This is a genomic window from Ignavibacteria bacterium, assembly GCA_025612375.1.
GTDB lineage: Bacteria > Bacteroidota > Ignavibacteria > Ignavibacteriales > SURF-24 > JAAXKN01.
Map to the genome: position 1 here is coordinate 44,084 of JAAXKN010000021.1, position 24,310 is coordinate 68,393.

Sequence of the window (24,310 nt, forward strand, 5' to 3'; positions counted from 1 at the left end):
AAATAATATCGGGACTTTTTAATGAACCAAATAATAGTTAAATTTGAGTAAAGAATGGCCCAAATTGATATTGATATAGAAATCACTGATTGTATTATTAAGATAGCTACTAACGAAAAGTTTGATACTGTTATTGAAAGAGCTGCCCGAAACGATATCGAAAAATTGAAAGGCTTCGATTTTGACTGGAAAGTAGAATATAATGATAGCGAAAAGGAAGTTTATAAACTTAGAATTCAGGGACAAAGCGAGATACTTGGCCTAATCAGCCTTTCACCTATGCACGAGGAACGGGTTGTATTTGTTCACCTCATCGAACGTAAGGACTATAAAGGCGAGAAACTCTATGCTGGTATAGGTGGAAATCTGTTCGCATTTGCCTGCAAACTCTCAATGGAACTTGATTTTGATGGCTATGTTAGCTTCGAGGCAAAAAGTAATCTTATATCCCATTATGAAAAGGAACTGGGCGCTGAACTATATGGTTCTAATCTTATGGGGATAAATGATGAAAATGCTCTCAAACTGGTTATGAGATATTATAAGGAGTATGGAAATGACGATGTTGGTTAATTATGTAAGCAAGCTTTCGGCCGAAGATAAAAAGAAAATCGGCCAATGGGCATCTGAGAAAAGAACTGAGTCCAGGAAAAGAAAAAATCATAAAAATGTGGTTGCTAAAATAGAAGTTATTAAAAGACGTAAGGCCATATAACTTCACCCCCGTATTAACGCTAAATCCTTACCTGGATAATCGGGGGCTGAAGCCCCAGTAGAGAGAGAGAATTTCCCTTTCCACGGCCTAAAAGGCCATGGCTATTCATCCCTCCTCCCCGTAGAACGTCGAACCTGCTCTTTCCGTCGAACGTCGAACGTCGAACCTCCTTCCTGCCTTTCTATTCTCCCCTCACTTTCATATCTTAACTTTCTATATTATTTAACATAGACCTTAAGAAAAGCATGAAAAAATTCGAACTAGTCTCAAGCTATAAACCCTCCGGCGACCAGCCCGAGGCTATCCGCCAGCTCACTGAAGGCATCCGCCGCGGCGAAAAGGACCAGATCCTCCTCGGCGTTACCGGAAGCGGCAAAACATATACTATATCTAACGTTATTAAGGAGATCAATAAACCAACCCTTATTATCTCCCATAACAAAACCCTTGCCGCTCAGCTCTACTCCGAATTCAAATCCTTCTTCCCCAATAACGCCGTCGAATTCTTTATCAGCTACTACGACTACTACCAGCCCGAGGCTTACGTCGTTAAAAGCGACTTATATATAGAAAAGGACTTCTCCATCAACGAGGAAATCGACCGCCTGCGCCTTAAGGCCACTACAGCTCTCATCGAAGGCCGCCAGGACGTCATTATCGTCGCCAGCGTCAGCTGCATCTACGGCATCGGCGCCCCGCAGGAATACGCTAACCAGATGATCTTTATTGATAAAACCAAGGAACTCCCGCGCAAACGCCTCATGCGCCGGCTCATTGATATCTATTATGAACGCAACGATGCCGACTTCACACGCGGTACCTTCCGCGCCCGCGGCGACGTCGTCGAAATTATCCCCGCTTACGAGACCGAGGAGGCTATACGCGTCGAATACTGGGGCGACGATATAGAAAAAATATCCATTATCGACCCCCTTACAGGCGACATTAAACGCGAGATCGAATCAATTGCGGTCTACCCCGCAAAACACTTCGTCTCCACTAAGGAACAGGTCACCCGCGCCATCGTAACTATTGAAGATGAGCTCCGCGAACGCTTAAAATACTTCAACTCGCAGGAAAAATACCTCGAAGCCCAGCGCCTCGAACAGCGCACCCGCTTCGATATAGAAATGATCAAGGAAATTGGCTACTGCTCCGGCATAGAAAACTATTCGCGCCATATGGACGGACGCCCCGAAGGCTCCCGCCCTTACTGCCTTTTCGACTATTTCCCCAAGGATTTCCTCCTCGTAATCGACGAGTCGCACGTTACCATACCCCAGGTCCGCGGCATGTATAACGGCGACCGCGCCCGCAAGGAGGTCCTCGTCGAATACGGCTTCCGCCTCCCCTCGGCGCTCGATAACCGCCCGCTCAAATTTGACGAATTCCTCCAGCTCACTAACCAGGTCATCTACGTCAGCGCTACCCCCGCCGATTACGAACTCGAACGCACCGGCGGCGCTTTCGTCGAACAGATCATACGCCCTACGGGACTCCTGGACCCTGAAATCGAAGTCCGCCCGGTTAAAAACCAGATCGACGACCTCATAGGCGAGATCCGCATCCGCGTGGAAAAAAAGGAAAGAGTCCTCGTTACCACTCTTACAAAAAAGATGGCTGAGGACCTGACAGATTACCTCGACCGCATCGGCATCCAGGTGCGCTATATCCATAGCGATATAGATGCATTGGAAAGGGTGGAAATTGTGCGCGACCTGCGCCTGGGCGATTTCGACGTCCTCGTGGGTGTAAACCTCCTCCGTGAAGGACTCGATCTTCCCGAAGTCTCCCTAGTTGCAATAATCGACGCCGACAAAGAAGGCTTCTTAAGAAGCGAACGCTCCTTGATGCAGACTGCCGGCCGTACCGCGCGTAACGCGAACGGAAAAGTTATAATGTATGCCGACGTAATAACCGCCTCAATGCGCAAAACGATAAATGAGACGAACCGCCGCCGCAAGATCCAGATGGCATATAATAAAGAGCATGGAATAACGCCCAAAACCATATTCAAGAGCGTCGAAGAGATCATGAATTCAACATCAATTGCCGATGTAAGAAAGAAAGAAGAAGAAAAATCCGATTTCTCATTCAGCAAAGTAGCCGAACCGGTAATAAAATACATGACACCCGATCAGAAGCAGGACCTGGTAGAACAGTTAACCACGCAGATGATAGAAGCCGCCAAAGATTTAGAATTCGAGCGTGCCGCCGCCATCCGCGACGAAATCGACCGCCTGAAAAAAATGATAAAATAAGTTCAAAGTTGAATAGCCGCGGCCTTTTAGGCCGTGGTTCAATGGTCCCCAAAAATATTGGGGCTTCAGCCCCCGGTTATTCGTGGAAAATCCTATAAGCCATTTTACGAAAGGGAAGAATGAGAAATTAAACAATACCCGTCTTAAACTTAAATCAGATGGAATTTATTAGCATAATTATGTAAATGATTGAAAGCAATATAAACATACCTTTCCTGGAAGAGTTTCTGCTTTCTCACCGACCAATCATTAATTACCTTTATAATATCATCTGGCTGAAGATCGGGCTTATCTTTCCGGACAAAATCAACGGTCGCAAGTACTTCAAGAGATAAAGCCGATTGAAACCCCTCAATTAAAGCTATAAGATTCTTTAACCTCGTTTTTTGTTCCTGAGAAAGCTCTCTCCTTATGTAGTCGCTTACTTCCTTTGTCCTATCATATTGTAATTCAAGTGTTTCAAAAGGCTTAACATTCATCTGTTCCAAACCTTTAATATACTTTCCATTAAGATTATGAAGCATATGTTCAACCTGTACACTATAAGGCCCATAATGGCTGGCTTGAAACTTAAGTTTGCTGAAGTTTTTATCTCCCAGCCTTTGCAGAAAATATGCAAGCTTATTAGCTACAAATAAACTGCTGTTCTCACCCAATGTCTCATAATAGAACATTGAATATAAAAGCATTGCCCGTGCCGGTGTTAAACTAACTTCTCTGGTTTGCGCATGCGACTTCAAAAGTGCTTTAATCTCCTGGCTGGGCTCATATATTTGTATATCTACATCTTGTAAATGTCCAAGATATTTTTCTATCAAAGGCTTTACTTTACTCCATTGCAGCCCTCCATTGCCGCAGCCTAAAGGAGGAATGGAAATACTATAAATTTTATAATCTTCAATTACTTTAACAAGCGCTTTTAGGCCCTCTTCAACGTATTCATACTTCGATTTCAGAAACCATTCTGTCTTGGTCGGAAAATTAATGATTATTTTTTCACCATCCAGTTTTGTTTCCTTAACTACTAGTAATTTGCCGGGAACTAACTCTTTTTTCTTGCATGCCTCGGCATAAATCCTGAAGTTCTCAGGAAATGCCTCCTTAAATTGAAGAGCTATTCCCTTGCCCATTACGCCCACAGTATTTACTGTATTGACAAGGGCCTGTGTTTTAGCTTCTAAAAGGTTTCCTGTTACAAATTTCATACTTTATCTTTCATTAATAATAAAACTGATTATTAGGATTTATAACAACGGTAATATTTAGTCCAAGACGGTTAATAATTTCCTCAAGTACTTTAGATTTTTCACTATTAAAAACTACAATTGCCCTGATACAGGATACAGGGACATAATCTTTGACTAAAAATTCCGCCTGTTTTCTTCGCATCCTGTCATAATCTGATTGTTGCGGCTGCCAATAACGGGCAGAAACCATATCCCAGTCTACCTCATCAATATTGGAGAGATCGTTATAAAACTTAGTAATTAAATTCTTGGCATGTCCATCTGTAAAGCACCATTCCCCGCATTGCTGCACTACATCATCAAGTTTGCAGCAAACATATACAATCTCACTTTGCGGGCGCATTGTAATCCCTCTGTATCCCGTCTTTATATTTAATAACATAGGAGATAACGGCCCGAAATAGAAAGGGATGTAATCTCCCAAATATCCCCCGGGAGGGTTAATTCCTACAGGATAGTTGTTCCGCTGTTGAATAAGATTACTGTCTCCAATATTTATATAGCCTGGTTCTGCTTTTTGATGTGTACGGGTAAACATTCCATGGCTAAGTAAATACTCCATATTATCTATATGGACTATTCTGTATAATTTAACAATTTTGGGCCTTTGTCCGGGCATTTACTTTTTATTATTGTAAAAAATCCTGTTATTTCAATAGACTGTATTGCATGATAAAGACACTAAAACAGACGGATAAAAGTTAATTACTAAATTAAGTAAAGAAATAACAAATATAAATAGTACCCTTTCACCGTCGTACCTGCTATACATTTCTTCCTCCCCGTTCTTTTCATTCAAAATTCAACATTCAGCATTCAACATTTAAAATAATTTGCACTTATTAAAAAATATTATAAATTGAACTCGGTTTTTTAATCCTCCGAACAAATGTTTACATTGACATCAGCTCCCGGGATTCAGAAAATCCTCATCATCTCATGCCGGAGGTGACATAATTAATTATTTATTTGTGCTCAATTTAATCCGGATCATTAAACTGAGGGGTATAATGACAGAGGTTGAAAACAGAGTGGAAATGAATGGACCTGAAATCCTGCAATATTATCACTTCAGGAACACTTCAGTTAAACTCGTCAAACACGACGGCAGGTACGTAGTCACCGCAAAAAAGTATATTCTCTATTTCTTTAAAAGAAAAATGAGATTTGAATTTACAAATTATAACGCAGCTGAGGATAAATATCTGGAAATCAAATCAGACCTCCAGTACCGCGGCCGGTCCTACTGACATCCGGAAAGGGAAGAAGGCCCTAATTAACCATTAAGTCCCTCTCCCTTTTCCCATCTAATAATTCACCATTCATAATTCATAATTCAAAATTCCCCATTCCTCTGCCTTAACCTCGAACCTCGAACTTCGAACCTTTCTTCCCGTCGAACGTCGAACCAAAAAAAATGAAATTTTTTTTGAAAATTTTTCCGAAAACGCTCCTCGTCACCATATATATATATGTAAGTAAAATATTTAATGTAAGAAAAATTGTGTACGGATTGGGGAAGCGACCGGCCGACGAGTTGAGGGGAACCCGCCAGACGTGTGATCTTTAGGTCACAACCTCATAAAAATCCGCAAAATGCTTTATTTTGCTAAATTTTTTCATTACGTTTACAAATTAAAATTGGGAGTTGTGAACTATCTTTTCCGGCTCCCTGAAGTCGTCATATTAAAATGGGATTTCGTGTCCCAAATAGGCCATGTAACTCACGTGGCGGAGCTCCGCCCGGGCCAATTAAAAATTAAAAAGTGAGGGAGGGAAGAGTTTCAGTCTTTCGAATGGCTGCAAAAGTAAGTGAAATTGTGGTGAATAATAAATTAGAATTTTTATATTTATAAGTGGATACATAAAAACCGCATCGCGGTTTCATATTTGTAGCCCGGGGTATCAAATCCCCGAAGGGGATGCAGACACCCCGGGTTAGGGATCCCCCACAATTCAGAGCCCTGTAGGGGCGGCATATTAAGAATGGTTGTTAATTCATAGAAAGTTGAACAAATATGAATTTTTTCAAACATGAGTCGGCATACATAGATGAACCCTCCGAAATTGGAGAGGGAACAAAGATCTGGCATTTTTCTCATGTTCAGAAAAACGCTAAAATTGGAAAAAATTGTGTTTTGGGCCAGAATGTGAACGTTGCCAATAATGTTACCATTGGCGACTACTGCAAGATACAGAATAACGTATCTATATACGAAGGTGTAACCCTCGAAGATTACGTCTTCTGCGGACCATCAATGGTCTTCACCAACGTTCTCGACCCGAAATGTAAATATCCCCAGGTCGGCGCAGAATTTTACAAACCGACACTGGTAAAAGAAGGCGCCTCCATAGGAGCCAACGCAACCATAGTATGCGGCCACACACTCGGCCGCCACTGCATGATCGGTGCCGGAGCCGTAGTAACCAAAGACGTCCCCGATTACGCTCTTGTAGTAGGCAACCCGGGAAAGATAATCGGCTGGGTAAGTGAAGCCGGCAAAAAACTGGAATTTAACAAGGATAACCTCGCCCGCTGCGAAAAATCAGGCAAGACATACAAATTTGAAAAAAATAAAGTTATAGAAATTTAAACAGTACAGAGTCTACGAGGAGTCCGGGGGGGAATTTTTGTAACCGCACATCCCGCTAAACGCCAATAAATTTTAACTCATTTCCCAGGGGGAAAAACACCGGATAAATCATTCACTGAAATCCGGTGCTTGAATATTCCCATCCGGTTTATTTAATACACAAAAAAAATAACAAAAAGAAAGAAAACCTATGTTTTTTTTAAGATTAATCCGGGAATCATGGGAAAGAGTCGTTAAAAGAATAGAGTATATCCGGACGTATATAGTATTAAAAAGAAACAGGGTGGAAATAGGGAAAGAAAGCATTAAAAACATAAACGGTGTACCGTTTATTGTAAACTGCGGAACCTGTGTAATTGGCGATAGAGTAACATTAAACAGTAAATATTCAGCAAATGCCATAGGCGGCCAGACATTCCTTTCAATTGTTGTTAAAGAAAACGCAAAATTAGTTATAGATGACGATTCAGGTATATCAAATTCAGCAATCTACTGCGCTCAGGAAATACAGATAGGTAAAAAAGTATCCATCGGAGGGGATTGCAAGATATACGATACCGATTTTCATTCAATTCACCTGAGTGAAAGAAATACAAATGTTAAAAGCTCCCCGGTTATAATAAAAGATGGTGTATTTATTGGGACGGGAGCTATAATACTGAAAGGAGTAACCATTGGAACCGAAAGTGTAATAGGAGCCGGTTCCGTAGTTACAAAGAATATTCCTGACTATGAAGTCTGGGCCGGCAATCCGGCTAAATTTATTAAAAAACTAAAAAGCTAGATATTTTATCCTTATCCTTGGATCCAAAACATTTATTAGCTTTTGTCGAACAATTTTAAAAGAAGTTTAGGTCACTTTTCCGTCCCTCCCGTATGAAAAATTTAGTCATTTAATTCAGAAATAAAAATCTTTATTCTTGCCACGGTCATTTCTGAATTTTTCATCCTGAATTTTTCCCCCTGTGATTGACGGGGCGGAGCTATGCTAAAATAAGAATTAGTAAGTAACTTATTAATTAGTCCAGTTTCATTTGCTGAACTTGTATTTAATATAAAAATTATACTACAAAAATAATTATTTCCGGAGTAACAATGCAGCTCTTAGAAAAAGTTAATAACAAATCCGCAGTTGTCGGTATTATAGGCCTTGGTTATGTGGGGCTACCATTAGGACTTGAATTTGCCCTTAAAGGATTCAAGGTAATAGGCTTTGATCTAGACCCCCGCAAACCAGAATTTCTTTCCCAAAAGAAATCTTACATTAAGCATATAAGTGAAGTGAAAATAGCCAAAGCAGTTGACAGCGGAAAATTCTCTGCAACAACGGATTTTTCTAGACTTCCGGAAGCTGATGCTATAATTATCTGCGTTCCTACTCCATTGGATGAACACCGCGAGCCTGATATGACTTATATTGTTAACTCGTCAAAAATGATCCAGCAGTATTTAAGGAAGGGTCAGTTTGTTTCTTTAGAATCGACTACCTATCCTGGCACAACTGATGAAATTCTTCTCCCAATGTTCGAAGAGGCTCCAATAGTCCAGGGAAAGACTGACGCTAAGAAGTTAGTTGTTGGTGAGGATTTTTACTTAGCCTTCAGCCCTGAACGTGAAGACCCAAATAATCCCGATTACTCAACTGCCACAATACCTAAAGTTGTCGGTGGTACTACACCAAAGTGCCTTGAGATAGCAAAAGCGCTTTATGGAAATGTTATTGTAAAAGTAGTTCCGGTAAGCTCAACCGCTGCAGCTGAAGCAACAAAAATACTGGAAAATGTTTACCGTGCAATCAACATTGCCCTTGTAAATGAGCTTAAGATGGTATTTGACAGGATGGGTATTGACGTATGGGAGGTAATTGAGGCAGCAAAGACAAAGCCCTTCGGCTTCAACGCATTCTACCCTGGTCCTGGACTTGGTGGCCACTGTATCCCCATAGATCCATTCTATCTTACATGGAAAGCACGTGAATACGATATAAATACAAAATTCATAGAACTGGCCGGAGAAGTAAATACATACCAGCCCTATTATGTAGTTGAAAGAACACGTGAAGCACTCGACTGCAAGCGCAAGCCATTAAATGGTGCAAAAGTCCTGATACTAGGGGCTGCATACAAGAAAGATATTGATGATATGAGGGAATCTCCTTCCCTTAAACTTATTGAAATATTCCGTGAAAAGGGAGCTGAGGTCAGTTATAATGATCCTTATGTACCAAAACTTCCTAAAACACGAAAATATGAATTCCAAATGGATTCAGTTGAGCTCACAGCTGAAAATCTGGGAAGCTTTGATGCCGTGGTCTTAAGCACAGATCATACAAATTATGATTATAAGTTCATTGCCGAGAATGCAAAAATTGTAGTAGACTCCCGTAATGCTTTTGCAAAGAACGGCGTTAAAAAAGAAAATATTTATAAAGCTTAAAAAAACAAATCGTGCTGAGGATAAAAGCTCAGCTGATTCTATGAGTGAGAGGAAACATGAATTATTTTAAACATGAATCGGCATATGTAGATGAGCCTTCCGAAATAGGGGAAGGAACAAAAATATGGCACTTCTGCCATGTTCAAAAAAATACTAAAATCGGCAAAAATTGTGTGTTTGGTCAGAATGTTAATGTTGCAAACAATGTTACAATAGGAAATTTTTGTAAAATACAGAATAACGTATCCATATATGAAGGCGTAACCCTGGAAGATTATGTGTTCTGTGGACCTTCTATGGTATTTACCAACATTCTGGATCCAAAATGCAAGTACCCACAGGTCGGAGCTGAATATTACGTACATACATTAGTAAAGGAAGGTGCTTCAATTGGAGCTAATGCTACAATAGTATGTGGACATACAATAGGAAAACATGCTCTTATCGGAGCTGGTGCTGTTGTAACAAAAGATGTCCCCAATTATGCTTTGATTATAGGCAATCCAGGGAAAGTAGTAGGATGGGTTAGTGAAGCGGGTAAAAAATTACAGTTCGATAAGGATGGATTTGCTTATTGTGAAAAATCCTGTAAAACCTACAAAATCGAAAATGGAAAAGTCCAAGAGATATAAAATTGTATATTAAATTTCTAGAAGAGACTAAAATAATTAAATCTAAATAATCTCCAAGTAATTATATGAAAAAAGCTCTCATCACCGGAATTACAGGCCAGGATGGTTCATATTTAACCGAAATTCTTTTGGAAAAAGGTTATGAAGTTCATGGAATAGTAAGAAGAAGCAGTTCAATTAATACTGGAAGGATTGATCATCTTTATAATAATCCGGAAATAAGAAATGAAAGATTATTTCTTCATTATGGTGATGTAGTAGATACAAGTAATCTTAACAGGATTCTTGAAAAGATTTGTCCCAATGAAATTTATAATCTTGCGGCTCAGAGTCATGTTAAAGTCTCTTTTGAAGTCCCAGATTATACTGCTCAGGTTGACGCTCTCGGAACTCTTAGATTTCTTGATGCCATTAGGGAAGTTGGAATTGGAAGGGAAACTAAATTTTACCAGGCATCAACAAGCGAGCTCTTTGGTAAAGTACAGGAAGTCCCCCAAACTGAGAATACTCCATTTTATCCCCGTTCACCTTATGGTGTAGCAAAACTTTACGGCTACTGGATAATTGTTAATTATCGTGAAGCCTATAATCTTTTTGCATGTAACGGAATTCTTTTTAATCACGAATCCCCTAGACGAGGCGAAACATTTGTTACACGCAAAATAACAATGGCAGCTGCAAAGATCGCGTTAGGACTGCAAGATAGGTTAGTTCTTGGTAACCTAAATTCCAAACGTGACTGGGGCTTTGCTCCTGAGTACTGTGAGGGAATGTGGAGAATTCTTCAGCATGAAATTCCAGAAGACTTTGTTCTTGCTACAGGTGAAACTCACACAGTCCGTGAGTTTACAGAACTTACCTTCAAAGAGCTGGGAATTGAGTTAGAGTGGTGTGGCGAAGAAGAAAACGAAAAGGGTATAATTAGAAGATTTGATCCAACTTTCATCGCTTCCTTTCAAAATGAAAACTTTAGAACTGGACATTTGAAGCCGGGTTCTTGTGTTGTAGAGGTTTCTTCCTCATATTACCGCCCCACAGAAGTAGAACTGCTTATTGGCAATGCTTCAAAAGCAAAAGAAAGTCTCGGCTGGAGTCCTAAAACCAAATTTGAGGAGCTCGTAAATATTATGATCAAATCAGATTTATATAAAAATATAAAAAATTAAAATAGGTATAAATGCTTATGCAAGTCCCATTATTAGATCTTAAGGCGCAATATAATGCATTAAAGCGGGAACTCGATTCTGCAATGCTTCGTGTTGCTGAATCACAGCACTTTATTCTCGGTCCTGAAGTTGACAACTTTGAAAAAGCCATGTGCGAATATATTGGATGCAGATATGCATATGGCGTTTCTTCCGGAACAGATGCTCTCCTTCTTGCTCTTATGGCTCTCGAAATTAAAGCAGGTGATGAGGTGATTGTTCCAACATATTCATTCTTTGCTACCGCCGGTGTAGTCGCTCGTCTTAGCGCAGTCCCCGTGTTTGTAGATTGCGATCCTGTTACCTTTAACATTGCCACTGAAAAAATCGAGGAAAAGATCACCTCAAAGACAAAAGTAATTATACCTGTTCATCTGTACGGACAGAGTGCCGAAATGGAAAAAATAATGAAAATTGCTGACAGATACGGATTAAAAGTGGTTGAAGACGGCGCTCAGGCAATTGGAGCTGAATATAAGGATGGCAGTAAAGTAGGTACAATCGGTCATATTGGCTGTTTCTCTTTCTTCCCAAGCAAAAACCTGGGTTGCTTTGGTGATGGAGGACTAGTAACAACAAATGATAATTTAATTGCTGAAAGGCTTCACATCATGCGCGTACATGGTGCGAAACCGAAGTATTATCACAAAGTAATAGGTGGAAATTTTAGAATAGATGCAATTCAAGCTGCCGTTCTAAATGTAAAATTACCATATCTTAATTTATGGTCCGCCAAAAGAAGACAGAACGCTGAGCTTTATACAAGATTATTTGTGAAATCAGGGCTCGCATCAGAAGAGGGCAAGATCTCTTTCGATAATTGCGATAAAGTTCTGTTGCCAAGTCCGGTTTATAAGAATTCTTCATTAAAGAATTACCATATATATAATCAATATATTATAAGGGTTGAAAATCGTGATGGTCTTCAGGCATTCCTCAAAGAAAAAGGAATTGGTAATGAAGTTTATTATCCGGTACCGTTTCACCGCCAGGAGTGCTTCTCGAAACTAAACAATGAGGATTCTTTATATCCAAACGCTAACTTTTCGGCTGAACATTCTCTTGCTCTGCCCATTTATCCGGAACTTTCTAATGAGCAAATTACATATGTTGTTGAAACAATAAAAGAATTTATACACTTATAAAGCGGAATTTTATTCTGCTTTTCTTTAATAAACTTTCAAAATAATTTTTACAAAGCTATGAAAAATTTTGCAATTACCGGTATTGCCGGCTATATAGCTCCACGTCACCTTCAGGCAATTAAGGATACAGGGAATAAACTTATTGCCGCAGTTGATCCGCACGATTCAGTAGGTATACTTGATAGATTCTTCCCAAATGTAAGTTTCTTCACTGAATTCGAAAGATTTGATCGTCATATTGAGAGACTTCGGAGAACAGACGGTGGAGAGGAAGTCAATTATGTAAGTATCTGCTCTCCAAACAATCTACATGATGCGCATATTAGGTTTGCCCTTAGGGTTGGCGCAGATGCTATCTGTGAAAAACCTCTTGTCCTTAATCCCTGGAACTTGGATGCTCTTCAGGAACTGGAAAGTGAAAGTGGAAAACGAGTCTATAATATTCTTCAGCTTAGGGTTCATCCATCTCTGGCAGCATTAAAGAAAAAAACAGAATCCGAAGTTCAAAATTCGAAGAAACATGAAGTAGTTTTAACTTATATTACTTCACGCGGACCATGGTACAATTACTCATGGAAAGGTGATACAAGTAAATCTGGCGGTGTGGCCACAAATATTGGAGTTCATTTCTTTGACTTGTTGATTTGGTTATTTGGAAGTGTCGACAAAAATGAAGTATATATAGCAGAGCCAAACAAAATGAGTGGTTTTCTGGAACTTAAGAATGCAAATGTCCGATGGTATTTATCGATTGATAGAAATGACCTTCCTGAAGAAGCTTTCAATAAAGGACGCAGCACACATAGATCTATAACGGTTGATGATAGTGAAATAGAATTTACAGAAGGCTTTACAGATCTTCATACACGCATTTATGAGGAAATATTAAAAGGGAAGGGCTTTGGCATCGATGATGCACGGGCAGCTATTGAAACCGTTTATAATATAAGAAATGCCAAAGTACTAGAAGGCACAGAATATCTGCACCCTTATATACTAAATAAAAAAGAATACTAATTAATTCTACATCACGAATTATATAAACAGTTCTTAGTTTTAGTTAAATTTTCCAAAGGTATTTTAAAATAATTTTTTTATATGGAAAAAATATTAATTACAGGTGCTGCTGGGTTTATTGGCTCGCATCTTACTGAACGCTGTGTTGAATTGGGCTATTCTGTTAAGGTATTTGTCCGTTACAATTCAAAAAATAACTGGGGATGGTTAGAAGATTCAAAAGTAAAGAACGATATTGAAATTGTAGCAGGTGATATAAGAGATTATGATTCAGTTTTTAATGCTATGCAGGGCTGTAAAACGGTTCTGCACCTGGCTGCTCTGATAGGAATTCCATACTCATATGTTTCTCCACTGGCATACATCAAAACAAATATTGAAGGTACTTACAATGTACTTCAGGCTGGTAAAGTTTTGAATTATGAAAATGTCTTAGTGACATCCACAAGCGAGACCTATGGGACTGCTCAATATGTACCAATAGACGAAAAGCATCCTAGTGTGGGTCAATCGCCATATTCTGCTACAAAGATATCAGCAGATCAAATGGCAATAAGTTATTATAAATCTTTTAATCTTCCAGTTAAGATAGTCCGTCCTTTCAATACCTATGGTCCCCGCCAGTCTGCTCGTGCAATTATTCCAACAATAATAACTCAGATCTTAAGTGGTAAAACTCATTTGTCCTTAGGTAATTTGACTCCTACAAGAGATTTAACCTTTGTAAAAGATACAGCAAATGGGTTCCTGGAAATAATGAAAGTCAATGGATTGTATGGAGAAGCGACAAATATTGGTATGAAAAGTGAAATATCCGTTGGTGACTTGGTGCATATGATCGGGAAATTGATGCAGACAGATTTACATTATGAAATCGATAATCAGAGGGTCCGTCCCGCAAATAGTGAAGTAGAAAGACTATTCTGTGATAATTCAAAATTAGTCTCTAATACGAATTGGAAACCCGCTTATGATCTGGGAAGTGGTTTATTAGAAACCATTAATTGGCTAAAAGAGAATCTTCATTACTATAAAGCTGGAATTTATAATGTATAGTGAAACAATAAAATTTATCAAATCGTTATATCCAAATCAAAATCCTGTACCTCTCCATGCTCCTGTATTTTTAGGTAAGGAAAAAGAATATTTGAATGAATGTATCGATACAACATTTGTATCATATGTTGGCAAATTCGTTACAAAATTTGAAGAAATGACGGCTCAGTATACGGGAGCTAAATATGCAGTCGCAGTTGTAAATGGAACTGCGGCTTTGCAGATCGCCCTTCAGGTAGCAGGCATAGGAGACGGTGACGAGGTAATTACACAGCCGCTTACATTCGTAGCAACGGCAAATGCTATTTCCCATACCGGCGCAAAACCTGTATTTGTTGATGTTGATATGGAAACTATGGGGCTTTCCCCAGAAAAATTATCGGAATTCTTAAAACAGAATGGCGAAATTAAACAAGACTATTGCTTGAATAAAGTTACTGGAAGAAAAATTAAAGCAATTGTCCCAATGCATACTTTTGGCTTTCCATGCAGGATTGAGGAAATTGTTGAGATTGCAGACAATTACCATATTGCCGTGATTGAAGATGCAGCGGAATCTCTGGGCTCCTTCTATAAGGGAAAACATACAGGAACATTCGGACTTGCTGGAATCCTAAGCTATAATGGTAATAAAACAGTAACTACAGGCGGTGGTGGAATGATTATAACTGATAATGAGGAACTTGCAAGAAAAGCTAAGCATCTTACTACTACTGGAAAAATTCCTCACAGGTGGGAGTATAAGCACGATATTATTGCTTATAATTATCGCATGACGAACCTTAATGCCGCTATTGGTGTTGCCCAGATGGAATATTTTGACAGGATATTAAAATCTAAAAAAGAAACAACAAATCTTTATAGAGAGTACTTCTGTAATACCGATATCAAGTTCTTTACTGCCCCTAAAGATACAGTTGCCAATTATTGGTTGAACGTAATTCAGCTAAAGGATAAAGCTGATAGAAATGACTTCCTTGAATACTCCAATTCTAATGGGGTGATGACTAGGCCAATCTGGTGTTTAATGGATAATCTTAAAATGTATACAAATTGTATGAAGGGTAATTTAGACAATTCAAGATGGTTAGAAGATCGGGTTATAAACATTCCAAGTGGATATAGAAAAATATAAACCATATATTAGCTTAGAGAAGAATTCATTGGAATTTCTTCGAATAAAAGTATCTTATTGCGGTAATATTGAACATTATTATGGCCATCTCACAACTGCCACTTAACAATCAATATAGACAAAATTTAATTTTGTTTCTGGCTTAATTCCTTTCCTCAAATAAAATGATTCAATTCAAGGTTTGATAAATATGTTAAAGAAATATTGCAAGTATTTGCGCTATTTACTGCCATATTATTTTCAGAAAAGATTTGAGATTAACTCATTGATCCCAGGTACATTAAGTAAAAAAACACAGAAGAATCTTTCAATTGAGGATGAGGTGACTTTCGGAGGAAATGTACTGTTGTTTAGTACTGCTAACATTACAATAGGTTGCAATACAATGATCGCTTATGGAGTGGTTATTCATACATCAACCCATGATTATAATTGTCATCCAATGTGGACAAAACATATCATGCGACCAGTAAAAATAGGCAAATATGTATGGATAGGGACAGGAGCAATTATTTTGCCAGGAGTCATTATAAAGGATCATGCAGTTATTGCTGCGGGAAGTGTAGTAAATGCGAATGTGCCTGAGGGGGCTATAGTAGCAGGAAATCCAGCGAGAATTGTTAAATATCGTGATCCCAGTATCTATAAAAATAAACTACCAATAATTGAAAATAGATCAGAAGCCGAAATAATTAACGATACTTATCTATCTAACAATTGTAAACTCCGTTAGTTAAAATAATTATTAAATGATTGATAATTTAAAGTCAACAAACAAAAATAATTCGTGAAAGATATTTTAAAAAGTTCGACTTATGTGGGTCTTACTGAAGCACTGCTGATAATAGTAACTATTATCAAAAATAAATTTATTGCTATCCATATTGGACCTGAAGGATTTGGAGCTGTAAATTTGCTGGCTTCTTTTTTTAGTATTGCAACAGTCTTTAGTACTACTTGGCTTACAACCGGCTTAGTAAAGTACATAAGTGAGTATAACTCAGACGACAATAAGAAGTACTTAGCTGAAATCTATAATTTTGCATTAGTATTCACTTTTGCTATTTCATTCATTATTGTTGTTTTGATATTTATATTTTCTGATTATGTAAGAAATAATTTTTTGAGTCCTGAAATACTTTATAATTATTTCTTCCTTTATAATATTTCGTTTATTGCAACAAGTTTGAACTCCACCTTTTCGTCTGCATTGCAAGGATTTATTATAATTAAAAAGGCTGTGTATCTAAGAGTAGTTAATGCAATTATTAGCCTAGTACTGGTAATTGCATTAATCCTCCTTTATGATACATTAGGATATTTTATAAGCATTTTGATTAGTGCTTTTGTAAGTGTGATACTTTATAAATTAGAATTAGATAAACTTATAAAAATGAGGGTTTCTGTCCCGAATCTAAAAAGTCCTGCTAATAAAAAATTATTTAAATATGGTGGAGTGAGTATATTTACAGGGTTTCTGAACTTTATATGCCAATATGCACAGCGTTTAATTATTATTTCTTATGCTAACCTTTCGACATTGGGATTATATAGTGCTGTTAATTCCTTAGTTACTTACATAGGATTAGCAAACAAAGGGGCAACATATTATTATCTGCCCAAAATGTCTCAAACTCTACCCCTCGCTGAAAGAAATGCTTTATTGAATGATTTTATTAAATTTAGCTTATATTCTACTTTCCCATTTGTGATAATTAGCATCTTGTTCGGGCAAGAATTTCTTCTAGTGCTTTACAGTAAAAAATTTGTTTCTGTAAGCGGAGTATTCGGTTATTTTGTATTTGCCCAATATTTAATAGTTTTGCTTACTTGTTTTCAATCTATTCTTATTGGTCAAGCCTATTTAAAACCTCTTATATTTACAAGTTTAGTAACACAATTATTATGGATATTACTCCCTTATTTATTGTATAAGAGAATAGGATTGACTTCGCTTGCTATAGGATTCATATTATCAAGCACTTTTGAAATAGTCTTTTCTGCTATATATCTTAAAATTAAAATTGGCTTAATAACTAGTCGGAAAAATATTGTTATTTTTATTTCTTCAGTGATTATCAGTTTGGCTACAATTAAAATGATATATTTATCTTTCGGAATTAAAATGATGATTTTGATTATTATTTCGTTATTTGCATTTTATAGTTTACCACGGGAGGATAGGATAAAAATTAAAGGAATTGTCTTAAGAAATAAATACAATTTTAGTAAGGTTTAAAAAATTATGGATCTGTTCTTAATATTTTCATTGTTCCTTATAATTATAACTTTTTTATCAGCTTTTCAGAAACCGTACACTGCTGTATTATTTCTTTTTTTTATGATTCCAATGGACCTTTATGATCCTTTCTATAAATTGACCGGTTATATATCATCTTTTTATTTGAATTCTTTTATATTACTTTCCTCGGGAATTGCTATAGTCTTAAGGAAAAGAAAATTAAATAGAAATAAAGAGTTTTCAAATGTTAATATTATATTGTTGATCCTTATTATCTGGGGCATTGTATTAGGGGTTCTAAATATGTCTTATAATGAGGAACTTGATACTTTCACCAAAAATATTCTGAATATTTCAATTGAAGAGCAACTAATCCTAACAACTCTCCCTCTAATCCTTCTAAGTCTATTCTTCGAAATATTTCATCGCATTGAAATTGATGCAAAGATGAAAAAGAAATTATTAATTGTATTTTGCTTTCCAATATTCTTGCACTTATTTGCGAATTTACTCTCACTTCAAGGATACACAATATTCAAAGTTGGTACTTCAGTGGAAGAATTCGGAATTCGCTTGTCTGGAATCTTTCAAGACAAAGAATTAATTGTTGATTATTGCGTGCTCGTTTTTGGATTGGCATTTACATTATTTGGAGAAAGAAAGATACTACCATCCTCGTTGGTCATAGCATCAGTAATAGTTGGATCCATGTCGGGATCAAGATCTTTCATTGTAGATATAACTATATTCTTAATAACCTATTGGTATTTGTTATCTGTTAAAAAAAGAAAATATGTAATAATTGTAGTAATACCATTATTATTTCTTTCTGAATATATACTAAATAATATCTTAGATAATGTAATTGTTTTGGATCGTCTGAATTATTCCATGTCTTTAATATTAAAACAAAATAATATTGAGGCTGCAATCAATAGAGATTTTGATGGAATCCCAGCTGTCTTTTCGAATATATCCATAATGGGAAATGGCGCTGCAGCATTTAATCAGATCAAAGGTCACCAAATGGTTAGCCATAACTTATTTTTACATGCATATGCTAGATATGGATTATTGGGCTTGCTTATGTTATTGTATGCATTTTATAAAGGTTTTAGCGTCACAAAAAGAATGATTAACAATAAGATTAGTGGAGAATTAAAAAATGAAGCTTGCGTTTTATTTTCCTTATTATTAAGCCTTTTGGCGCAGCAATTGAAACTCAGTTCATTAAGAGCTCTAACTTCAATGTTATTGTACTCTGTTCTGTTTATATTTATAATTCTATTAAAGAAAAACTATGACCAAACTTTATCCTTAAGTACGAGTCGTGAAGTATCAAATTATGATAATATGTAGATTAAAAGGTGGACTTGGCAATCAGTTGTTTCAGTATGCTATAGCCAGAAGGTTATCTAAAAAATGCAATTGCGATTTTAAATTGGATATTTCTGCATTTCAAAATGATAATTTTGGCCGTGATTATATGCTGGGGAAATTTAATGTTATCCAAAACATTGTCACTTCTGAAGAATTACGAACAATAAACCTTTGGTTTTCAAATTCTTGCAAAGGTAAACTATTGAGGTGCGGAAGTAAAGTGCTCCCATATTATAGAAGATACATTGTAAACGAAACGAGGCCTTATTTTTATGACCAAAATATTTTAAAAATACGAAATAATTCATGTTTAAATGGTTATTGGCAAAATGAAAATTATTTTAAAGAAATTAGGGATATTTTATTAAAGGAGTTCGTTGTTGTTTCAAAATTGAGGGGAAAAAACAAAGATCTAGCTGATGATATAAATAAAACAAATTCAGTTGGTATACATATTAGACGACATAAGGGTATACAAAGCAATAGTGTGTTATATAAGAAAGTTGTTTCTCAATATGGTCTTGTATCCAATGAATATTATAATAGAGCAGTTGATATTATTGCGAATAAACAGAGTAATATCGAAGTATTCGTATTTTCTGATGATATTGAATGGGCAAAAGCAAATTTAAATTTTACTTATCCAATAACTTTTGTTGACAATAATGATGAAGCAAACGGCTACGAAGATTTTCGTTTGTTAAGTCTTTGTAAGCATCAAATAATAGCAAATAGTACTTTTAGTTGGTGGGCAGCTTGGTTAAACAATTACCATGATAAAGTTATTATATCTCCGAATAAATGGGTTCAAAGTCTTTTAAATATTCCAAATGGAATTTATCCAGATAATTGGTTGTTGCTTAATAATTAAATGAAAATACCTTCAATTTCAGTAATAATGTCCGTATATAACGGAGAGAAGTATATAAGAGATGCAATAGAAAGTATCTTAAAACAAATATATACAAATTTTGAATTTATTATTATTAATGATGGATCTACTGATGATAGCGCCAAAATAATCAGTTCATATTCGGATGCGCGAATCTCTCTTATACAACAGGAAAATAAGGGATTATCACTGGCGTTAAATAGGGGAATTTATGCATCAAGAGGAAAGTATATTGCACGTATGGATGCAGATGATATATCAGAATCTAATAGACTTTTGGAACAAATTCAGTTTATGGAAGAAAACCCTGAATATGTAGCAGTAGGCACATTCGCAAATTATGTCGATGATGAAGGAAATTTTTTATATAAAGGAAGTCTTCCTATTAAAGACACAGATATTAGAATTGGTCTTCCAATAAAATGTCCTTTTGTTCATAGTTCTGTAATGATGAAAGCAGATATTTTGAAAAAAATTGGGGGATACAAGAATTGCGGCAGATATTTCTATCAAGAAGATTTACTACTGTGGAATGATTTATCATTTGAAGGAAGTTTATATAATATAAATAAATATCTAATTAATTATCGTATTACACCCTCATCAAACTCGCAACGATCAAGAAAATTCAATGCCTATCAGATGAATATAGTTAAGAATTATTCTTCAACAAAAATATTAGATTTTAATAAAATTAATAATATTCCTGAAGAATGGACATTTCAGAAAGACAAAAATCGGTTATCCTTTTATTATAAGAATATTGGATCTACATATTTGATAAAAGCATCAAATAAAATAAAAGCACGTGAATATTATATTAAATCAATAAAAAGTAATTTTTTTGATATAAAGGCATATGTTAGTTTGTTAGTTTCTTATTTGCCCATATTTATGATAAAAAGGTTAAGCAAGGTTTTTATTCAGATTAAAAATATGGTTAAGAATTTACTAAAGGGATAAAGACCACATGATTTGATAATTCATCCCATAAAATATATTCTTAACATATTTTATGAGCATAGATTCTCAAATATTTGAATATATCAATATGAACATCCTAAATAAACGCGAATACTTCCTTTATATACTAATTTCAATTCACACAATGTTTCCTGATTGATAGTCTATAATTTAATATGTTATATAGAAAAATATCAAAAGCACAACGTCGATAAAGCTGTTCGTAAAGTAAACACAATCTTTTTCATAAAGACACTATACAGTATTTTTTGATCCATTATTACAATTTTAGAAAATGTCAGTTAGATTATAAGAGCTGTCGAGAAACTGCTATAATCCAAGGTCGAAAGAATGAGAAATAAATTATCTAAATTAAAATCCTTGAGTATTGATAGAAATGCAACTATACTCTACGCGTTGAAGCAAATGGATGCTGTTGATTCAAAATTGTTAATCGTTTTTGAAAATGAAAAATTTATAAGTCTTTTAAGCTTAGGTGATTTGCAACGTGCTATCATTGCCAATAAAAGTTTTGATTCTCCTATATCTGAGTTCTTACGTAAGGATATCGTTATTGGCGCTGTAAATGAAAGTTTTGAAGAAATAAAAGCAAAAATGAAGCAATTTCGTACTGAATTTATGCCAATCATAGATGAAACTGGAAATATTATAAAGTTGTACTTTTGGGATGAAATATTTGTCACCCCATTTTATAACAATGGGGATAAACTTAAGCTTCCTGTTGTTATAATGGCTGGAGGAATTGGCTCACGCTTAAAGCCTATTACTAATATAATACCGAAAGCGTTAGTTCCAATTGGAGATAAGCCTATTATTGAAAGGATAATTGACAATTTTAATAAATTTGGCGCCGATAAATTTATAATTTCAGCAAATTATAAAGCAGATATGTTAAAATATTATTTCAGTAATAAGGAATCTAATAAATATAAGGTGTCATTTATTCAAGAAGAAAGACCCCTCGGTACTGCTGGCAGTTTGGCATTATTAAAAGGTCAAATGAGTACTACTTTCTTTGTTTCAAATTGTGATATAATAATTGAACAAGATTATAGAGAAATATTGAAATATCATGTAATAAATAATAATGAAATAACTGTTGTTGCATCCTTAAAAAATTATCCAATCCCTTATGGCGTTTTAGAAACAGGAGAAAATGGAAATTTAATTAGTATAAAGGAAAAGCCAGAAATTACATATTTAATCAACACAGGTCTGTATATACTTGAACCTCATTTACTAGATGAACTACCTGATAATCACCATTACCATATAACTGATTTAATAGAAAAAATAAAAAACAGAAATGGAAAAATAGGAGTATTCCCAGTAAGTGAGAAGTCATTGTTAGATATTGGGGAATGGAAATTGTATCAGCAAACTATGGAGTTGCAACAATTATGAGAATATGTTTTATTTTGGGGGGTAAGAATATATTTTTCGAAAGACTATGTGAATACCTATTAGAGAGGAAGCATGAAATCCACGTAATTAATTTATCTAATAACGAAATTACTGTGAATGGTTCAATATACCATAATGATTTTAAATTAAAAGCTAAAAATAACTTTTCAAACCTAATTAAATATTTTAAAATTAGGCGTTATATAAAAGAAAATATAAAACCAGATATTATATCTGCCTTTTATATAACACATAATGGCTGGCTTGCTGCATTCACGAATATACATCCCTTTGTTTTGCATGTGATGGGTTCAGATTTCTTATTGGCTCCCAGACGAAATATTCTAAAATCTTTTTTCAACAATTATGCTATTCGAAGGGCCGATGTAATTATTTCTGAATCTGAAACAATACAGAATGGTATTTCTTCAATAAGAAAGAGCGGGAAAGGTAATTTTGTAATTCAATTTGGTGTAAACCTGAATTTATTTAAGTCAGGTCTGGATGTATCGCAATTGAAAGAAGAGTTAAATATTGATTGGCAAATTGTTATCATTAGCCCACGAAATAGTACGGCAATTTATAACCAGGAGAAAGTTATCGCCTCTTTTGCGGGAGTGTGCAAGGAGCGTAATGATATAATATTATTACTTAAAGCACAAAATGATAAATATAAAAAAGAGTTTTCAGATATAGCAAAAGGGTATGGGGTTTTGGATAAAATCCGTTTTTATGGATTTGTCCCATTGGAGGAGTTGCCTTTATACTATAATTTATCAAAAATAATGATTTCAATTCCTTCTTCTGATAGCGTTTCCGTATGTTTACAAGAGGCGATGGCATGTGGAGTTGTTCCAGTGATATCAGATTTGCCTGCACCAAAAGAATGGATTAAGGAAGGATATAATGGATTTGTAGTCCCGATAAATGACTGTTCAAAAATTACCCAAAAGATATTATCAATTCTTAATAATTTAGATACTGGAATAGAAATAAACAAAATAAACAGGAAAATTATTGAGCAAAAGTCAGATTTCATCAAAAATATGAATGATATCGAATATTTGTATGCTCATTATAATAAATAGGGCTATGAAAATGAATTACGTTATTATAACTCCTGCAAAAAATGAAGATAAATATATTGAAAGTACCATACGATCAGTCGTTAAGCAAACTATTTTACCAAAGGAATGGATTATTGTAGATGATGGTTCAACAGACAAAACTGGGGAAATTGTAAAAAAATGGTCCTTAAATCATCCATGGATTAATTTATTAAGAAAAGAAAAATCAAATGAAACTTTCGGCTCAAATGTAATTCAAACATTTTATTATGGGCTCAATTCTTTACCTTGTTCTGATTATGAATTTGTAGTGAAATTAGATGCTGATTTAGAAATAGATTCTGAAAGTTATTTCGAATATCAAATTGAACAATTTAACAATAACGAAACTCTTGGTATAACTAGTGGAATAACTTATTATGTGAAAGATGGGGAAAAAAATATTGAAGACCATGCGTTCTTCCACACAACGGGTGCTTTAAAGATGTATCGAAGAAAATGTTTCGACCAAATTGGAGGATTAATTCCAGAGTTAGGGTGGGACGGAATTGATTGTTATAAAGCAATGTTCCATGGGTGGAAAACAAAAACTTACTATAACTTAGAAGTTAACCATTTAGGGAAGGAGAAGGATATATTTAGGAAAAGAAATCCTGAGTTTTATCTAAAAATTGGAAGATCCTCTTATATAAGAGGGCAAAGCCTGACCTTTGTTCTCCTTAAGGCGTTAAAATATTTATTAAATTCAAGAGACATCGCAATATTCCAACATTATTTATATGGATATTTCAACTCTTGGATGAAAGGAGAAAAGAAAGTGGTTTCAAAAGAAGAACAAATATTTATTAGAGGATTTCAGTTCCGTAGATTATTTTATTTTATCAATAACCATTGATCA

The 24,310-nt window shown here is 35.6% G+C and carries 23 protein-coding genes; 21 read left to right on the forward strand and 2 right to left on the reverse strand.

The annotated features are described in order from the left end of the window. Nucleotides 1-54: 54 nt before the first annotated feature. The 3 genes from HF312_13000 to uvrB all read left to right on the forward strand — a co-directional run bounded on the left by HF312_13000 (nt 55) and on the right by uvrB (nt 2,976). Nucleotides 55-573: a hypothetical protein gene (locus tag HF312_13000; GenBank protein ID MCU7521130.1), complete on the forward strand. Its 519-nt coding sequence runs from the start codon at nt 55-57 to the stop codon at nt 571-573. After that, the gene (locus HF312_13005; GenBank protein ID MCU7521131.1) at nt 557-715 is read left to right on the forward strand and encodes a hypothetical protein; all 159 of its coding nucleotides are present in this window, start codon (nt 557-559) and stop codon (nt 713-715) included. Before HF312_13000 ends, HF312_13005 begins: the two co-directional genes overlap by 17 nt. 245 nt (nt 716-960) lie before the next feature. Further along, nucleotides 961-2,976 carry an excinuclease ABC subunit UvrB gene (uvrB, locus tag HF312_13010; protein MCU7521132.1) on the forward strand — a complete coding sequence of 672 codons (2,016 nt, stop codon included), beginning with the start codon at nt 961-963 and terminating at the stop codon, nt 2,974-2,976. Between the two features lie 149 nt (nt 2,977-3,125). Here the strand turns inward: uvrB and HF312_13015 are convergent, their stop codons facing one another. Further along, nucleotides 3,126-4,181: a macro domain-containing protein gene (locus tag HF312_13015; protein MCU7521133.1), complete on the reverse strand. Its 1,056-nt coding sequence runs from the start codon at nt 4,179-4,181 to the stop codon at nt 3,126-3,128. Nucleotides 4,182-4,194: 13 nt separating this feature from the next. Beyond that, on the reverse strand, nt 4,195-4,842 hold the full coding sequence (locus tag HF312_13020; protein MCU7521134.1) for a DUF4433 domain-containing protein: 648 nt from the start codon (nt 4,840-4,842) through the stop codon (nt 4,195-4,197). Between the two features lie 391 nt (nt 4,843-5,233). Between HF312_13020 and HF312_13025 the strand changes: the two genes are divergently transcribed. From HF312_13025 to HF312_13110, 18 genes are all read left to right on the forward strand, one after another. Next, complete coding sequence (locus tag HF312_13025) at nt 5,234-5,473, forward strand: hypothetical protein (protein ID MCU7521135.1); 240 nt, start codon at nt 5,234-5,236, stop codon at nt 5,471-5,473. Between the two features lie 768 nt (nt 5,474-6,241). Further along, nucleotides 6,242-6,817, forward strand: a complete 576-nt coding sequence (locus tag HF312_13030; GenBank protein MCU7521136.1) for an N-acetyltransferase — start codon at nt 6,242-6,244, stop codon at nt 6,815-6,817. Nucleotides 6,818-7,007: 190 nt separating this feature from the next. Further along, a complete protein-coding gene (locus HF312_13035) occupies nt 7,008-7,601 on the forward strand; it encodes an acyltransferase (GenBank protein MCU7521137.1) in 594 nt (197 codons plus the stop codon). Between the two features lie 311 nt (nt 7,602-7,912). After that, on the forward strand, nt 7,913-9,253 hold the full coding sequence (locus HF312_13040; protein ID MCU7521138.1) for a nucleotide sugar dehydrogenase: 1,341 nt from the start codon (nt 7,913-7,915) through the stop codon (nt 9,251-9,253). A gap of 56 nt (nt 9,254-9,309) precedes the next feature. Continuing rightward, nucleotides 9,310-9,885 carry an N-acetyltransferase gene (locus HF312_13045; GenBank protein MCU7521139.1) on the forward strand — a complete coding sequence of 192 codons (576 nt, stop codon included), beginning with the start codon at nt 9,310-9,312 and terminating at the stop codon, nt 9,883-9,885. 65 nt (nt 9,886-9,950) lie between these two features. Beyond that, nucleotides 9,951-11,051: a GDP-mannose 4,6-dehydratase gene (gmd, locus tag HF312_13050; protein MCU7521140.1), complete on the forward strand. Its 1,101-nt coding sequence runs from the start codon at nt 9,951-9,953 to the stop codon at nt 11,049-11,051. A 17-nt stretch (nt 11,052-11,068) separates the two neighbouring features. Beyond that, nucleotides 11,069-12,235: a DegT/DnrJ/EryC1/StrS family aminotransferase gene (locus HF312_13055; protein MCU7521141.1), complete on the forward strand. Its 1,167-nt coding sequence runs from the start codon at nt 11,069-11,071 to the stop codon at nt 12,233-12,235. A gap of 57 nt (nt 12,236-12,292) precedes the next feature. After that, nucleotides 12,293-13,252, forward strand: a complete 960-nt coding sequence (locus HF312_13060) for a Gfo/Idh/MocA family oxidoreductase (protein ID MCU7521142.1) — start codon at nt 12,293-12,295, stop codon at nt 13,250-13,252. Between the two features lie 81 nt (nt 13,253-13,333). After that, the gene (locus tag HF312_13065; protein MCU7521143.1) at nt 13,334-14,308 is read left to right on the forward strand and encodes an NAD-dependent epimerase/dehydratase family protein; all 975 of its coding nucleotides are present in this window, start codon (nt 13,334-13,336) and stop codon (nt 14,306-14,308) included. Continuing rightward, nucleotides 14,301-15,443 (forward strand): LegC family aminotransferase, encoded by a 1,143-nt coding sequence (locus HF312_13070; GenBank protein ID MCU7521144.1) that lies wholly within the window; start codon nt 14,301-14,303, stop codon nt 15,441-15,443. The genes HF312_13065 and HF312_13070 overlap by 8 nt, the downstream gene beginning before the upstream one ends. Before the next feature lie 385 nt (nt 15,444-15,828). Next, nucleotides 15,829-16,176, forward strand: coding sequence for an acyltransferase (locus HF312_13075; GenBank protein ID MCU7521145.1), 348 nt, complete (start codon nt 15,829-15,831; stop codon nt 16,174-16,176). Nucleotides 16,177-16,230: 54 nt separating this feature from the next. Then, the gene (locus tag HF312_13080) at nt 16,231-17,682 is read left to right on the forward strand and encodes an oligosaccharide flippase family protein (protein ID MCU7521146.1); all 1,452 of its coding nucleotides are present in this window, start codon (nt 16,231-16,233) and stop codon (nt 17,680-17,682) included. 111 nt (nt 17,683-17,793) lie between these two features. Continuing rightward, the gene (locus HF312_13085) at nt 17,794-19,044 is read left to right on the forward strand and encodes a hypothetical protein (protein ID MCU7521147.1); all 1,251 of its coding nucleotides are present in this window, start codon (nt 17,794-17,796) and stop codon (nt 19,042-19,044) included. Further along, nucleotides 19,031-19,936 (forward strand): alpha-1,2-fucosyltransferase, encoded by a 906-nt coding sequence (locus tag HF312_13090; protein MCU7521148.1) that lies wholly within the window; start codon nt 19,031-19,033, stop codon nt 19,934-19,936. The genes HF312_13085 and HF312_13090 overlap by 14 nt, the downstream gene beginning before the upstream one ends. Further along, nucleotides 19,937-20,920 carry a glycosyltransferase family 2 protein gene (locus HF312_13095; protein ID MCU7521149.1) on the forward strand — a complete coding sequence of 328 codons (984 nt, stop codon included), beginning with the start codon at nt 19,937-19,939 and terminating at the stop codon, nt 20,918-20,920. 426 nt (nt 20,921-21,346) lie between these two features. Beyond that, nucleotides 21,347-22,345, forward strand: a complete 999-nt coding sequence (locus HF312_13100) for an NTP transferase domain-containing protein (GenBank protein ID MCU7521150.1) — start codon at nt 21,347-21,349, stop codon at nt 22,343-22,345. After that, nucleotides 22,303-23,433, forward strand: a complete 1,131-nt coding sequence (locus HF312_13105) for a glycosyltransferase family 4 protein (GenBank protein ID MCU7521151.1) — start codon at nt 22,303-22,305, stop codon at nt 23,431-23,433. Before HF312_13100 ends, HF312_13105 begins: the two co-directional genes overlap by 43 nt. A gap of 10 nt (nt 23,434-23,443) precedes the next feature. Next, complete coding sequence (locus HF312_13110; GenBank protein MCU7521152.1) at nt 23,444-24,307, forward strand: glycosyltransferase family 2 protein; 864 nt, start codon at nt 23,444-23,446, stop codon at nt 24,305-24,307. Nucleotides 24,308-24,310 lie beyond the last annotated feature (3 nt).